The 16,629-nt window shown below is 74.6% G+C and carries 1 protein-coding gene; it reads left to right on the top strand.

The window, feature by feature from the left end:
- Positions 1-16,557, top strand: a complete 16,557-nt coding sequence (locus tag ACZ52C_RS36070) for an amino acid adenylation domain-containing protein (protein ID WP_469078754.1) — start codon at positions 1-3, stop codon at positions 16,555-16,557.
- Positions 16,558-16,629: the final 72 nt, after the last annotated feature.

Here is a 16,629-nt window from a genome sequence, read left to right as displayed (position 1 = left end):
ATGACCTCTGCCCTGCCCCTGACGTCGGCCCAGCACGGCGTGTGGGTCGCCCAGCGCCTCGCCCCCGACAGCCCCCTGTACACCTGCGGCATCTACTACGACGTCCCCGGACCGGTGGACCGCGCCCTGCTGGCCCGCGCCGTACGGCGGACCGTGGCCGAGACCGAGGCGCTGCGGGTCCGCTTCCACGAGGACGCGGAGACGGTCGGGCAAACCGTCGACCCGTCAGTCCAGGGGGAGTTGGAGTATGTCGACCTCGGCGACGCAGCCGATCCGGCCGCCGCCGCCCGCGCCTGGGTCGACGCCGATCAGGCCCGGCCGGTGCCCCTCACCGGTGACCGGCTGTTCCGGCACACCCTGCTGCGGCTCGGCCCCGACCGGCACTGGCTGCACTTCCGCTACCACCACATCCTCCTCGACGGCTACGGCCAGGTCCTGCACTGCCGCCGCCTGCTGGAGGTCTACACGGCCCTGGCGGCGGGCGAACAGCCGCCCCCGAGCGGCTTCGGCACCCTGCGCGAGGTCCTGGCCGAGGAGGAGGCCTATCTCGGCTCCGCCCGCAGGGAGCGCGACGGCGCCTACTGGCGACGGGAGTTCGCCGACCTGCCGGACTCCACCGAACTCGGCTCCGCGACAGCCGGCCCGGCGGTCACCGACCCCGGCTCCGACGAGACCGTCCCCGCACTCGCCTCCGGTGCCACCGGACTCGCGCCCAGCCTCCCCTCCGCGACCGGCCGGCTGCCCGAGGCCACCGCCGCGCGGGTGCGCGCGCTCGCCGGATCCCGCTGGTCCCTGCCGGTGATCGCCGCCATGGCCGCCCACACCCACCGGGTCACCGGCGCCCACGACGTGCTCGTCCGGGTGTTCATGGCCGCCCGCCTCAGCCCGCGGGCGCTGGCCACGCCCGCCATGCTCGTCAACGACGTCCCGCTGCGGATCCGCGTCGACGGCTCCACCACGTTCACCGAACTCCTGGACCGAGTCGCCGCCCGTCTCGGCGAGGCCGGACGCCACCAGCGCTACCCGCACGACGCACTCCGCCGCGACCTCGCCGCCACGGCCCACCCCGGCACCCTGAGCGGCCCGTCGGTGAACGTCCTCTCCTTCGCCTCCGCCCGCCTGCCCTTCGGGCCCGCCGAGGCGACCGCGCACCAGCTCGCCTCCGGCCCGGTGCGCGACCTCGCCCTGCACGCGTTCGGCGACCCCGGGGCCGGCGACGGCATCGAGCTGACCGTCAACGCCCACCCCGGCCGCCACACCCCCGGGACGGCCGCCGCCCACCGCGACCGCTTCACCCGCCTGCTCACCGCCGCCACCGACCGTCCCGACCTGCCCATCGGCGCCCTCGACCTGCTCGACGACGCGGAGCGGGAGCGCTTCCACGCCCGCAACGCCACCGGCCGCGCCACGGACCCGCGCTCCCTGGTGGAGCTCTTCGAGGCCCAGGACCCGGCCGCCGAGGCCGTCGTCTTCGAGGGCGAGCGGCTGACGCACGGCGAACTCGGCGCCCGGGTCAACCGCCTCGCGCACGCCCTGCGCGCCAAGGGCGTGGGACCGGAGTCACGGGTCGCGGTCCGGCTGCCGCGCTCGCTCGACCTGATCGTCGCGCTGTGGGCGGTGCTGAAGACCGGCGCCGCGTACGTGCCCGTCGACACCGGCTACCCGGCCGACCGGATCGCGTACCTGATCGCCGACTCCCGAGCCGCACTCGTGCTCGACGAGGACGCCGTACGCTCCCTCGGCGAGGGCGAGCCCGACACGAACCCCGGCGTCGTCCCGCGGGGGGACGGCGCCGCGTACGTCATCCACACCTCGGGCACCACCGGCCGCCCCAAGGGCACCGTCGTCACCCACGCCGGCATCGCCAACATGCTCGCCTGGATGCAGGACGAGTACCGGCTCACCCCGGCCGACCGGGTCGTGCACAAGACGCCCATCGGGTTCGACGTGTCGGTGTGGGAGGTGTTCTGGACCCTCACCCGGGGCGCGACCCTCGTCGTCGCCCGCCCCGACGGACACCGCGACCCGGCCTATCTGGCCCGGCTGGTCCGCGACGAGCGCGTCACCGTCATCCACTTCGTCCCGGCCATGCTCGGCCCCTTCCTCGACGAGTACGACGAGGACGACGAGAAGGGGGCAGGGCCGGCCCCCTCGCTGCGCATGGTCAGCTGCGGCGGCGAGGCGCTGCCCGCCCAGCTCGCCGACCGCTTCCACCGCGAGTGCGGCGCCCGACTGCACAACTCCTACGGCCCCACCGAGTTCTCGGTGACCGCCACCTCCCACGCCTGCGCCCCCGGCGAACCCGTCACCATCGGCACACCCACCCACAACTCCCGCGCCTATGTGCTCGATCCGGCCCTGCGGCCGGTGCCGGACGGCGTCACGGGCGAGCTGTACCTCGCGGGCGTCCAGCTCGCCCGCGGCTACCTCGACCGTCCGGGTGCCACCGCCGAGCGGTTCGTCGCCGACCCCTACGGCCCGGACGCCGGCGGCCGTATGTACCGCACCGGCGACCTCGTGCGCCGCCGCGCCGACGGCAGCCTGGAGTTCGCCGGGCGCGCCGACGACCAGGTCAAGATCAACGGACAGCGGGTGGAGCCCGCCGAGATCGAGGCCGTCCTCGCGTCGGTGCCCGGCGTGTCCCAGGCCGTGGTCCTCGTCCACGACTCCGCCGCGGGCGCCCGCCAACTCGTCGGCTACGTCACCGGGGCGCCGGAGACCGACCCCCGGGCCCATCTCGCGCGGCGGCTGCCCGCCCACATGGTGCCGGTCACCGTGTTCGTGCTGCCGTCGATCCCGGTGACCCCCAACGGCAAGGTCGACCGCCGTGCCCTGCCCGCCCCGGCCCGGCCGGTGAGCGGACGGGCCCCCGAGACCGCCGCCGAGCACACCCTTCACAGCGTCGCCGCCGCACTGCTCCACCGCCCCGAACTGGGCGTGGACGACGACCTGTTCGCCCTCGGCGCGGACAGCATCCACGCCATCCAGCTCGTCAGCCGCGCCCGCCGCCAGGGCCTGCACCTCACACCCCAGGACGTCTTCGACCACCCGACCGTCGCCCGGCTCGCCACCGTCGCCACCGCCGCGACGGCAACGACGGCAGCGACGGCTCCGCAGGACCCTTCGGCCCTGTCCGCCGAGGACGACCCGGTCGGCGAACTCCCCGAGACCCCGATGGCCCGCCGACTCGCCGAACGCGGCGGCTCCACGGCCGGCTTCGCCCAGTCCCTCCTGCTGGCCACCGACCCGGGCCTGTCGTACGACCGGCTGACCGCCGCCCTGCAGCGGGTGCTCGACCGGCACGACGCCCTGCGCACCCGCGGCCGGCACATCCGGCCCGTGGGCGCCGTACGGGCCGAGGACTGCCTGAGCCGCGCCCACGACGAGGACGTGGCCGGACAGAAGGAGGCCGCGCGGCGCGCGCTGTCACCGGACGACGGGGTGATGGTCCGGGCGGTGTGGTTCGCCTCCGGCCGACTGCTGCTCGTCCTCCACCACCTGGTCGTCGACGGTGTGTCCTGGCGCATCCTGCTGACCGACCTCGCCGAGGCGCTCGCGGGCGGCGAGCTGTCCCCGCCCGCGACCTCCCTGCGCCGCTGGGCCGGACACCTCCGCGCTCCCGTCGACGAACTCCCGCTGTGGACCGACCTGTTGTCCACCCCGGAACCCCTGCTCGGCACCCGCCCCCTCGACCCCGCCCGGGACGTCCACGGCACCGCCCGCTCGGTCACCGTGACCGTCCCGGCCGACCTCACCGCCACCCTGCTGGGCACCCTGCCCGCCGCCTACCGGGCCACCCCGGACGACATCCTGCTCGCCGCGCTCTCGGCGGCCGTGCAACGCCACCGCGGCGAGGGCCCGGTCCTGGTCGACCTGGAGGGCCACGGCCGCGACCACCTCCCGGACGGGATGGACCTGTCCACCACCGTCGGCTGGTTCACCCGCATCCACCCCGTGCGCCTGGGTCCCGGCACCGACACCGGCGCCCACCTGATCAAGCGCACCAAGGAGGAGCTGCGCGCCGTCCCGCACGGCGGCCGCGGCCACGACCTGCTGCGCGACCGGCTCACCGGACTGCCGACGCCGCAGATCTCCTTCAACTACCTCGGCCGTCTGGACGCCACCGACCTCGGCGGCTGGCGTCTCGCCGACGGCGCGGCCGCCGTGGAGCTGCTGGCCGACGACGACCTCGCGCTCACCCACACCCTCCAGATCGACGCGTACGTCCGCGACGGCGAGCTGACCGCCGAGTGGACCCACCCCGCGGGCGTCCTCGCCGAGACCGAGGTACGCGCCCTCGCCGAGGCGTGGACGCGGGCCCTCGCCGAACTCGCCCCGCACACCCGCGGCGGACTGACCGTCTCCGACGTGCCCCTCGTCCGGATCACCCAGGAGGAGCTGGACCGGTTCCGCGGCGCCGCGGACGTCCTGCCGCTCTCCCCGCTCCAGGAGGGCCTGCTCTTCCTCGCCCTGTACGAGCCCGACGACCCCTATGTCGGCCAGCTCGTCCTGGAGACCGACACCGCCTTCGACCCCGAGCGGATGCGGGCCGCCGCCACCGCCCTGCTGCACCGCCACCCGAATCTGCGGTCCGCCTTCCGCAGCCGCTCGACGGGCGCCCCCGTGCAGGTCGTCCCCGCCGAGGTGAAGGTCCCCTGGGAGCAGCGCGACGAGGACGACCTGGAGGCCTTCCTCGCCCGTGACCGGGCCCGCGGCTTCAGCGTCGTCCGGCCGCCCCTGCTCAGGTTCACCGCGCTCGGCGACCGCCGTCTGGTCCTGACCCACCACCATCTGCTGCTGGACGGCTGGTCCCTGCCCCTGCTCGTCCGCGAACTGTTCACCCTGTACGGCGGCACCGAGCTGCCCCCGGCCGCCCCGTACCGCGACCACCTGGCCTGGCTCGACCGGCAGGACCGCGAGGCCTCGGCCGAGGTGTGGCGGGACCGGCTCGCCGGACTGCCGGCCCCCACCCTGCTCGCCCGGGCCGACCGCACCTCCGACGGACACGACGTCCACGAGCTGGTGCTGTCCGAGGCGCTCACCGGCGCCCTGACGTCGACGGCCCGGGCCCACCGGATCACCCTCAGCACCGTCGTGCAGGGCCTGTGGGGGCTGCTGCTGGGCGCCTTCACCGGCCGTGACGACGTGGTGTTCGGCGCGACCGTCTCCGGGCGCCCGCCCGAGCTGCCCGGCGCGGAGTCGATGCTCGGGCTGTTCGTCAACACCCTGCCGGTCCGGGTGCGGATCGACCGGGACGAGACGCTCGCCGCGCTGCTGGCCCGGCTCCAGCACGAACAGCGCTCCCTCCACGCCCACCAGCACGTCTCGCTGGCGGAGCTGACCCGCGCCGCCGGCTTCGACGCACTGTTCGACACCGTCGTCGCCTTCGAGAACTACCCGATGGACGACGGCATCGAGGCCGGCGGCCTGCGCCTCGCCCACGCCGACCTCGTCGAGCGCACCCACTACCCCGTCACCCTGTCCGTCTTCCCCGGCGACCGGCTGCGGCTGCGGTTCTCCTACCTCGCCGGCGCCTTCGACGCGCCGGCCGTCACCCGCCTCGCCGACCTCCTGGCCGAGCTGCTCGGCGGCGCGGCGGCCGAACCCGACCGCCGGGCAGCCGAGTCGATCGAGGTGAGCGAGGCGGACCGGCTGCTCGTCATGGGCACCGCGCACACGGAGACCGGCCCCGCGCCAGTGGCCCCGGCCGGCGGCGGCGAACCCCGCACACCCGAGGAGACGTCGCTGTGCGCCATCGTCGCCGAGGTCCTCGGCGTCGAACGCGTCGGCGTCGACGACGAGTTCTTCGCGCTCGGCGGCACCTCGATCCTGATGATCCGTCTGGTCCACCGGGTCCGCGACGAGTTCGGCGTCGACCTGTCCCTGCGCGACCTCTTCGCCGCCCCCACCGTCGCCGGTGTCGCCGACCGGCTGAACCAGCTGGCCCCGCAGGCCAAGCGCATCACCGCCGAGGAACGGCCCGGCCGCGTCCCGCTGTCCTTCGCCCAGGAACGCATGTGGTTCCTGCAACGCCTCCAGGGCGCCTCCGGCACGTACAACATCCCCCTCGCGATCCGGCTCACCGGCGCCCTCGACACCGACGCCCTCGCCGGCGCGCTGGCCGACCTCGTCGCCCGCCACGAGGCGCTGCGCACGGTCTACCCGGAGGACGCCGACGGCCCGCACCAGGTCGTCCTGCCGCCCGAGACGCCCTACACCACGGAGTACGTCCGGGACCCCGCCCCCGACCTCGCCGCCGACGCGGCCCGCCCCTTCGACCTGACGCGCGACGTGCCCCTGCGCACCACGCTGTACGAGACCGGACCCGACACCCACGTCCTGCTGTTCGTCGTGCACCACATCGCGGCGGACGGCGCCTCGCTGCGCCCGCTCGCCGAGGACATCACCACCGGCTACCGCGCCCGCACCGGCGCCGACACGTCGGGTTTCCCCGAACTGACCGTCCAGTACCCGGACTTCGCGATCTGGCAGCGCGAGACGCTCGCCGCGGACCTGCCCCGCCAGATCGAGTACTGGAAGCAGCACCTGGACGGGCTGCCGCCCGAGGTCACCTTCCCCGGCGACCGCCCCCGCCCGGCGGCGGCCAGCCACCGCGGCGACCACGTCGAGTTCCCCGTCGCCCCCGAGCTGTACCGGCGGATGCTGGACCTGGCCGGCCGCACCCGCACCACCCCGTTCATGGTCCTCCAGGCGGCCGTGTCGCTGCTGCTGACCCGGCTCGGCGCCGGCGAGGACATCCCGCTCGGCGGTGTCATCGCCGACCGGCCCGACTCGGTCCTCGACGACGTGGTCGGCGTCTTCATCAACACCCTCGTCTACCGCATGGACACCTCCGGCGACCCCGCCTTCGAGGAGCTGCTGGTCCGCGTCCGCGAGACGGGTCTGGCCGCCTACGCCCACCAGGGCGTCCCCTTCGAACGCCTGGTGGAGGAGGTGAACCCGGAGCGCTCCCGCTCCCGGCACGCCTTCTTCCAGGTGATGCTCGCCTGGCTGGACCTCACCGAGGCCCGCTTCGACCTGCCCGGCGTCACCGCCGACCCCGGCCCGGTCACCAGCGGCACCGCCAAGTTCGACGTCCACTTCGACTGCCACGTCCACGAGGACGGCGGCCTGCTGTGCCGCCTGGAGTACGCCACCGACCTGTACGACCGCCGCACCGCCGAGAACTTCGCGGCCCGGTTCGTCCGCGTCCTGGAGTGCGTCACCGCCGACCCCGGCCTGCGTCTGTCCGAGGTGGACGTCCTCGGCGCCGAGGACCGCGCCCTGGTGCTGCACGGCTGGAACGACACCACCGTCCGCTTCGACGGCGAGGGCTCGGCCGTCGACCTGCTGGAGGCGCACGCGCGGCGCACCCCGGACGCCGAGGCGGTCCGCTTCGAGGGCGAGAGCGTCACCTACGGCGAGTTCGACGCCCGGGTGAACCGGCTCGCCCACGCCCTGCGCGCGCGGGGCGTCGGGCCCGAGTCACGGGTCGCCGTGATGCTGCCGCGCTCGGTCGACCTGATCGTGGCCCTGTGGGCGGTGCTCAAGGCGGGCGCCGCGTACGTCCCGATCGACACCGGCTACCCGGCCGACCGGATCGCGTACATCCTCGCCGACTCCGGCGCGCGGCTGCTGATCTCCGACCGGGACGCCGACGGCTTCGAGCGGATCGCGCCCGACGCCGAGGGGCCCGAGGAGCGGCCGGGGGTGACGGCCCGGGGCGAGAACGCCGCGTACGTCATCTACACCTCCGGCTCCACCGGCCGCCCCAAGGGCACCGTCAACACGTACGCGGGCATGGCGAACCGGCTGTGGTGGATGCAGCGCGACCACCGGCTCGCCCCGGGCGAGCGGGTGCTGCAGTCCACCCCGGTCAGTTTCGACGTGTCGGTGTGGGAGGTCTTCTGGACCCTCATGTACGGCGGCACCCTGGTCGTGGCCCGGCCCGACGGCCACCGCGACCCGCTCTACCTGGAGCGGCTGATGCGCGCGGAGTCCGTCGCGGTCGTGCACCTCAGCGCCTCCATGCTCGGCGCCTACCTGGCCGAGACCCGGCTGCCGGACACCGTCCGCCTGGTCGTCTCCGGCGACGAGGCCCTGCCCGCCGAACTCGTCCGCCGCTTCCACGAGCACAAGGCGAACGAACACGCGGTGCTCCTCAACGCCTACGGGCCGACCGAGGCCGCCGTCGACGTCACCGCCTGGGCCGCCCCGGCGGACGTCGCCACCGTCCTGATCGGCGGACCCGTGGCCAACACCCGCGCGTACGTCCTCGACGCGACGCTGGTACCGGTCGCCCCCGGCGCACCGGGGGAGCTGTACGTGGAGGGCGTCCAACTGGCCCGCGGCTATCTCGACCGGCCCGCGCTGACCGCCGAGCGGTTCGTGGCGAGCCCGTACGGGCCGCCCGGGTCGCTCATGTACCGCACGGGCGACGTGGCGCGCTGGACGGCCGACGGCGAGCTGGAGTACCTCGGGCGCGCCGACAACCAGGTCAAGCTGCGCGGCTTCCGCGTAGAACTCGGCGAGATCGAGGACGCCTTGGCCGACCACCCGGCCGTCGCCCGGGCGGCCGCGGCCGTGCACGGCCAGTGGCTCGTCGGCTACGTGGTCCCCGCCGGCCCCCTGCCCGTCGACGCCGACGACCTGCGCGACCGGCTCGCCGCCCGACTGCCCGAGTACATGGTCCCGGCCCAGATCGTCACCCTGGACGCGCTGCCGCTCACCCCGAACGGCAAGCTCGACCGCAAGGCGCTGCCGGTCCCCGACCTCGCGCACACCACCGGGCGCGGCCCGCGCACCCCGCAGGAGGAGATCCTGTGCGGCCTGTTCGCCGAGGTCCTCGGTGTGCCCGAGGTCTCGGTCGACGACGACTTCTTCGCGCTCGGCGGCCACTCCCTGCTGGTGACCCGGCTGGCGAGCCGCATCCGCGCCGCCCTCGACACCGACCTCGAACTGTCGGTGCTGTTCGAGGCCACGACCGTGGCACGGCTCGCGCCCCGGCTCGACCCCGGCGGTCCGCGCCGCTCCGCGATCGCACCGCAGCCGCGCGAGGGACGCCTGCCGCTGTCGTACGCGCAGGAACGGCTGTGGTTCCTGCACCGCTTCGAGGGCCCGTCCCCGACATACAACCTGCCCGTCGCGCTGCGGCTGAGCGGTGCCCTCGACGTGGCCGCCCTCGCCGCGGCCCTGGACGACCTGGCGCTGCGGCACGAGAGCCTGCGCACCGTCTTCGCCGAGGACGAGCAGGGCCCCCACCAGGTGGTCCTGCCGTCGGTGCCGCCGCTGACCGTCGTCCGCGCCGCCGAGGACACCCTGGACGAGCGGATCACCGAAGCCGTCCGCACCCCGTTCGACCTGACCGCCCAACCACCGCTGCGGGCCACCCTGTTCGACCTCGGCGGGGACGCGTACGTGCTGCTTCTCGTCCTGCACCACATCGCCGGCGACGGCGCCTCCATGGCACCGCTCGCCCGCGACATCACCACCGCGTACGCGGCCCGGAGCCGGGGCGAGGCACCCGACTGGACACAACTGCCGGCCCAGTACGCCGACTTCGCGGGGTGGCAGCGCCAGTCGCTGGGGGAGGCCGACGACCCGGACAGCATCCTCTCCCACCAGCTCGACCACTGGCGGACCACGCTCGCCGGGCTGCCCGAACAGCTGGAACTGCCCTTCGACCGGCCCCGGCCCGCCGTCCCCACCCACCGCGGCGACACGGTGCCCTTCACGGTCGAGCCCGCCGTCCACGAGGCCCTGGTCCGGCTCGCCCGCGCGCACCACACGACCGTCTTCATGGTCGTGCACGCCGCCCTGGCCACCCTGCTGCACCGGCTCGGCGCGGGCGACGACATCGTCATCGGCTCACCGGTCGCGAACCGCACCGACGACGCCCTCACGCCCCTGATCGGCTACTTCGCCAACAACCTCGTCCTGCGCACCGACCTGACCGGCGACCCCGACTTCACCGAGGTGCTGCGCCGGGTGCGCGCCGCCGACCTGGCCGCCTACGCCCACCAGGACGTGCCCTTCGAACGGGTCGTGGAAGCCCTCAACCCGGCACGCTCCACCGCCCGGCACCCACTGTTCCAGACCGGCCTCAACTTCAGCGGCGCCGACCAGCAGGCCGCCCTCGACCTCGCCGTCGACCTGCCCGGCCTCACGGCACGCGTACGGCCGGTCGCGTCACCCACCGCCAAGTTCGACCTGTCGTTCTTCCTCACCGAGCGGCCCGAGGGCGGTGTCAACGGCCTCCTGGAGTTCGCCACCGACCTGTTCGACCGCGACTCCGCCGCCCGCATCGCCGAGCGGTTCACCCGACTGCTCACCGCCGTTCTCGCCGAACCCGGGCGTCCGGTGAGGGAGTTCGACCTCGTCGACGCAGAAGAGCGCCGACTGCTGCTCACCGAGTGGAACAGCACCGGCCACGAGGTGCCGACGCGGACCCTGACGGACCTGATCGAGGACCAGGTGGCCCGCACCCCCGACGCGCCGGCCGTCGTGTTCGGCACCACCGAGCTGACGTACGCCGAACTCGACGCCCGTGCCAACCGGCTCGCCCGCCATCTGATCGACCTGGGAGCGGGCCCGGAGCGTCACGTCGCCGTGCTGATGCCGGTCTCCGAGGACGTCCCCGTGACCCTGCTGGCCGCCTTGAAGACCGGCGCCGGATATCTGCCGCTGGACCCCGCCCACCCGGACGACCGCCTCGCCTTCATGCTGGCGGACATCGCCCCGGCCGCCGTGGTCACCACCGCCGAACTCGCCGCACGGGTAGGCTCGTTGACGGCGGCGCCCGTCGTGCCGACGGACGACCCGGAGATCCGGCGACGGCCCTCCGGGCCCCTCACCACCGTGGTCCGCCGGCCCGAGCACACCGCCTTCGTCATCTTCACCTCGGGCTCCACCGGACGGCCCAAGGCCGTCGTCGTCGAACACCGTTCCCTGGTCGCCTACCTGGCCTGGGCCACCCACGAGTACGAGAGCCTGCGCCACCGCGTCCTGGTGCACTCGCCGGTCTCCTTCGACCTCACCGCGACCGGCATGTTCGGCCCGCTGATCTCCGGGGGCACCGTCGAACTGGTCCGCTGGACCGCGAGCGGCCCCGACCCGGACGCCCACGTCACCCGCCCCGACTTCGTCAAGGCCACCCCCACCCACCTGCATCTGCTGAGCGCGGTCCCCGACGAGTACTCCCCGGGCGGCCAGCTCGTCCTCGGCGGCGAGTCCCTCCTCGGCGACGTCCTGGACGCCTGGCGCTCCCGGCACCCCGGTGTGACCGTCCTCAACGAGTACGGCCCCACCGAGACCACCGTCGGCTGCAGCCTGTTCCGCATCGAACCCGGCGACCCCGTGCCGCCCGGCGTCGTCACCATCGGCACGCCCGCCTGGAACACCCGGATGTACGTGCTGGACGCGCTGCTGCGCCCGGCACCCGTCGGCACCGCCGGCGAGCTGTACGTCGCGGGCGACCTCGTGACCCGCGGCTACCACGGCCGCCCCGGCCTGACCGCCGGACGCTTCGTCGCCGACCCCTTCGGCCCGCCCGGAACCCGGATGTACCGCACCGGCGACCTGGCCCGCTGGACGGCGGCCGGACGGCTGGAGTTCGTCAGCCGCGTCGACGACCAGGTGAAGATCCGCGGCTTCCGCATCGAACTCGGCGAGGTGGAGGCCGTCCTCACCGCCCAGCCGGGCATCGACGCCGCCGCCGTCGTCGTCCGCGAGGACACCCCCGGCGACAAGCGGCTCGTCGCCTACCTCGTACCGCGCCAGGGCCACCCCGCGGACCGCACCGCCCTGCGCGCCGCCGCAGCCGGGGCCCTGCCCGACTACATGGTGCCCGCCGCCTTCGTCGTCCTGGAGACCCTGCCGCTGACCGCCAACGGCAAGATCGCCCGCAGGGCGCTGCCCGCCCCGGACCCGGGCGCCGAGGGCTCGGGCCGGCCGCCCGCCGACGGCACGGAGCGACACGTGGCGGACCTCTTCGCGGCCGTCCTCGGTGTGCCCGGCGTCGGCGCCGACGACGACTTCTTCCGCCTCGGCGGCCACTCCCTGCTCGTCGCACGGCTGGTCAACCGCGTCCGGACCGACCTCGGCGCCGAACTGTCCATCCGGGAGGTCTTCGAGCACGCGACCGTCGCCCGACTCGCCGAGCTGCTCTCCGGCCGGCCGACGAAGGCATCCCGGCCCCCGCTGGTCCGCCGGGAACGGCCCGAGCGGGTGCCCCTGTCGGCGGCGCAGCGCCGGATGTGGTTCCTCGACCGGCTCGACGGCCCCGCGCACACCTACACCATCCCCGTCGTCCTGCGGATGACCGGCACCCTCGACCCCGACGCCCTGCGGGACGCCTTCGACGATGTCGTCCGACGGCACGAAGTGCTGCGCACGGTGATCGCCGACGGGCCGGACGGCCCGCACCAGACCGTCGTCGACACCGCACCGCACTTCGCGGTCCGTCACCACGGCCCGGACGACTTCGCCGCCGAGATGGCGCGGGCCGCCCGGACGCCGTTCTCCCTCGACCACCAACTGCCCGTCCGCGCCGAGCTGTTCACCGACGGGGACCGTGCACACGCCCTGCTGCTGCTCCTGCACCACATCGCCGGCGACGGCGCGTCCATGCGGCCCCTCGCCGAGGACCTCTCCACGGCCTACGCCGCCCGCCTCGCCGGCCACGCCCCCGACTGGGCCCCGCTGTCCGTCCAGTACGCCGACTACGCCCTGTGGGAACGCGAACTGCCCACGGACCGCCTCGACTTCTGGACACGACAGCTCGACGGAATCCCCGACCAGATCGACCTGCCGACCGACCGGGCCCGGCCCGCCGTCGCCTCCCACCGCGGCGGCACGGTGCCCTTCACGGTGCCCGCCGCACTGCGCGACCGGATCGAAGCGCTCGGCCGTGACCGGGGCGCCAGCGCCTTCATGGTGCTGCACGCCACGCTGGTCGTCCTGCTGACCCGGCTCGGCGCCGGCGAGGACATCGTGATCGGCACCCCCGTGGAGGGCCGCCCTGACACCGCGCTGGAAGGCCTCGTCGGGCTCTTCGCCAACACCCTGGTCCTGCGCGCCGACACCTCCGGCGACCCCACGTTCGAGGAACTGCTCGACCGGGTGCGCGCGGCGGACGTGGCGGCCTACGACCACACCGACGTGCCGTTCGAGCACCTGGTCGAGGTCCTCAACCCGGCGCGCTCCCGCTCCCGGCACCCCCTGTTCCAGGTCATGCTGACGGTCAACCAGGAAGCCGTCGCGCCCACGCTGCCCGGGCTCGCGGTGACCGTCGGGGACGTGCCCGGCGACCGCGCCAAGTTCGACCTGTCGCTGACGCTCGTCGAGACCGCCGAGGGCGGCTGGGCCGGATCGGTCGAGTACGCCTCGGACCTGTTCGACCGGGCCACCGCCGAGAGCGTCGCCGCCCGCTTCGCGCGCCTGCTCCAGGAGGCGACCGCCGACCCGGCACGCCCCCTGCACGCACTGCCCCTGCTCACCCCCGCCGAACGGGAGGAGACGCTCCACCGCCGCAACGACACCGCCCGCCCGCTGCCCGGGACGTCACTGCCGGAGATGTTCGAGGCACAGGCGGCACGCACCCCGCACGCGGTGGCCGTCGTCGCGGACGGCACGGCACTGACGTACGACGAGCTGAACCGCCGCGCCAACCGGCTCGCCCGGCACCTGATCACGCGCGGGGCGGGCCCGGAGACGGTCGTCGCCGTCGTGCTGCCGCGCCGCCCCGAGGTGGTCGTCGCCCTGCTCGCGACCCTGAAGACCGGCGCGGCCTATCTGCCCATCGACCCGGCCAACCCGCGGGCCCGTATCGACGCGCTGGTCGCCGACGCCGGGGCGCGGATCGTGCTCGACGAGGCGACCTGCCCGGCCGACCCGGAGCACCTGCCCGACGACGACCTGGGCCTGCCCGTCCACCCCCACCAGGCCGCCTATCTGATCTACACCTCCGGATCGACCGGCCGCCCCAAGGGAGTCGTCGTCGAACACGGCTCGCTCGCCGCCTACCTGAGCGAGGCCGTGGCGATGTACCCGGCCGCGTCCGGCGAGTCCCTGGTCCACACCTCCCTCGCCTTCGACATGCCGGTGACCACGCTCTTCACCCCGCTGATCACGGGCGGCCGGGTGCGGTTCGCGGACCTGGACCACGACACCCGGACCCCCGACCTGCTCAAGGTCACCCCGAGCCACCTGCGGCTGCTGGAGTCCCTGCCCGACCGCGTCAGCGACGCCCGGGACCTGGTCATCGGCGGCGAGGCCCTCGACGGCACCGCCCTCCAGGCGTGGCGCGAGCGGCACCCCGAGGCCGCGGTGGTCAACGAGTACGGCCCCACGGAGGCGACCGTCGGCTGCGTCGTCCACCGCCTCGCACCCGGCGACGACCTCGGCGCGGGACCGGTGCCCATCGGCCGCCCCATCGGCAACGCACGCGTGTACGTGCTCGACGACCACCTCCAGCCCGTCCCGGACGGGGTGTGGGGCGAGCTGTACCTCGCCGGCGCCGGACTCGCCCGCGGCTACGCCGGCCGGCCCGCCCAGAGCGCCGAACGCTTCGTCGCCGACCCGTACGGCCCGCCCGGCACCCGCATGTACCGGGTCGGCGACCGCGCCCGCTGGAACCACTCAGGGGTCCTGGAGTACGCCGGCCGGGTCGACGACCAGGTCAAGATCCGGGGCTACCGAATAGAGCCGGGCGAGATCGAGTCCGCTCTGACGGCACTGGACGGCATAGCCCGAGCCGCAGTCATCGCCCGAGAGGACCGGCCGGGCGACAAACGCCTGGTCGCCTACGTGGTGCCCCTGGAAACCCCCGGGCGAGCAGCGCCCCGTCAGGGGCGCGGGGCAGCGTCGATCAGCGGCTTCGCCGCGGGGCGCGACCAGCCCCCACTCACCCGCACCGACCAACCGACCCATTCAACGCCCCACACCCCCCTCGACCCCGACGACCTACGAACCAAGCTCGCCGCGACACTCCCCGCCCACCTCGTCCCCTCCACCATCATCGAGATCGCCGACATCCCACTGAACCCCAACGGCAAACTCGACCGCAGGCGGCTGCCCGCCCCGCCGGACGCGGCCGCCGGCACCGGCCGGGCACCCCGCACCCCGGTGGAGGCGCAGCTGTGCACCCTGTTCGCCGAGACGCTGAACGTGCCCGAGGTCTCCGCCGACGACGACTTCTTCGCACTGGGCGGCCACTCCCTGCTCGCCACCCGGCTGGCAGGCCGCATCGGCGAGGCCCTGGGAATCCGCTTCAGCCTGTCGGCACTTCTCGAAGCACCCACCCCGGCGGGACTGGCCCGCCACCTCACGGAGGACGGACCGCGATCCGCGTCGTGGGTGCCGGACTCGGAGGCCGAGCTGAGCCCCGCCCTGCGCTTCACGTCCGGTGCGTCCCCCGCCGGCCCGCCCGACGCACGGCGGGCCGCCCCGGACGCCGACGGCCCTCGGGAGGTCCTGCTGACCGGGGCCACGGGGTTCGTCGGGGCCTTCCTGCTGGCGGAGCTGCTGGACCGGACGTCGGCGCGCGTGCACTGCCTCGTCCGGGCGCGGACCGACGCCGAGGCCGGCGAGCGGCTGACCGGGACCCTGCGGCGCTACGGCATCGACCTCGGTCCCGCGTCGGACGAAGCGCGGCTGCACGTCGTCCGGGGCGATCTGGCGGCAGAGGACCTCGGCCTCGGCGCCTCGGACTGGGCGGACCTGCGCGAGCGCGTCGACACGATCGTGCACAGCGGCGCACACGTCCATCACCTCTCGCCGTACGACCGGCTGAAGCCGACCAACGTGGAGGGCACCCGAACCCTGCTGCGCCTGGCCGCCGAGGGCCGCCCGAAGGCGTTCCACCACCTCTCCACCCTCGGCGTGTTCGGCCCCGGCCAAGCCCCCCGGCTGGTCGGCGAGGACTCCCCGATCGACGGCGAGAAGCACCTGTACGGCGACGGCTACGCGGCGAGCAAGTGGGTCGCGGACCGGATGGTGGAGCGTGCCTTCGAGCGGGGGGCCACCGGCGCCATCCACCGGCTCGGCCGCATCTGGGCGCACACCTCGACCGGTGCGGTCAGCACGGACGACATGTTCTCCCGACTGCTCACCAGTTGCGCCGCGCTCGGCTGCCATCCGACCGGACCGGATCTGGAGGAAGCGCTGCTCCCCGTCGACGTGCTGGCCCGCGCCGTCGTGGGACTGATCCTGACCGGGACCGGAACCGCCCGGGTGCACCACCTCCACCACCCGCGCACGGTCGGAGCCGCCGCCTTCCTGAGCGGGTACGACCGGATGCGCGGGACGGTCTCCGAAGCGGTCCCGCTCACCGAGTGGCTGCACCGGCTGCGGCGCGCGAGCGAACAGGGCCGCGACCTGCCGATCCTGCCCTACCTGGCGTATCTCGAAGAGCACGCGAGGAGGGCGCCGGACCTCCGGCGACCCACCCTGGCGTTCGAGAACGACAGGACACTTCGGCGACTGCGGGACCTGGCGGTCGCCATCCCGGACGTCGACGAGGCCGCGATCTCCCGCTACTGGGACTTCGTCGAACGCTGACGCGAGCCGCGCGGACCGCCCTCGGCGGCCCGCCGTCCCGGCCCCCCTGCCCACACCCCGCACCCCACGCCC

The organism is Streptomyces sp. NPDC034049, from assembly GCF_055575575.1.
Note: the sequence above shows the minus strand (reverse complement) of the source record. Positions and strands in the feature narration are given on the sequence as shown.

Bases quoted from the DNA above. Each gene is read 5' to 3' on its own strand.
- ACZ52C_RS36070 (WP_469078754.1), top strand. From the start codon at position 1: ATGACCTCTGCCCTGCCCCTGACGTCGGCCCAGCACGGCGTGTGGGTC.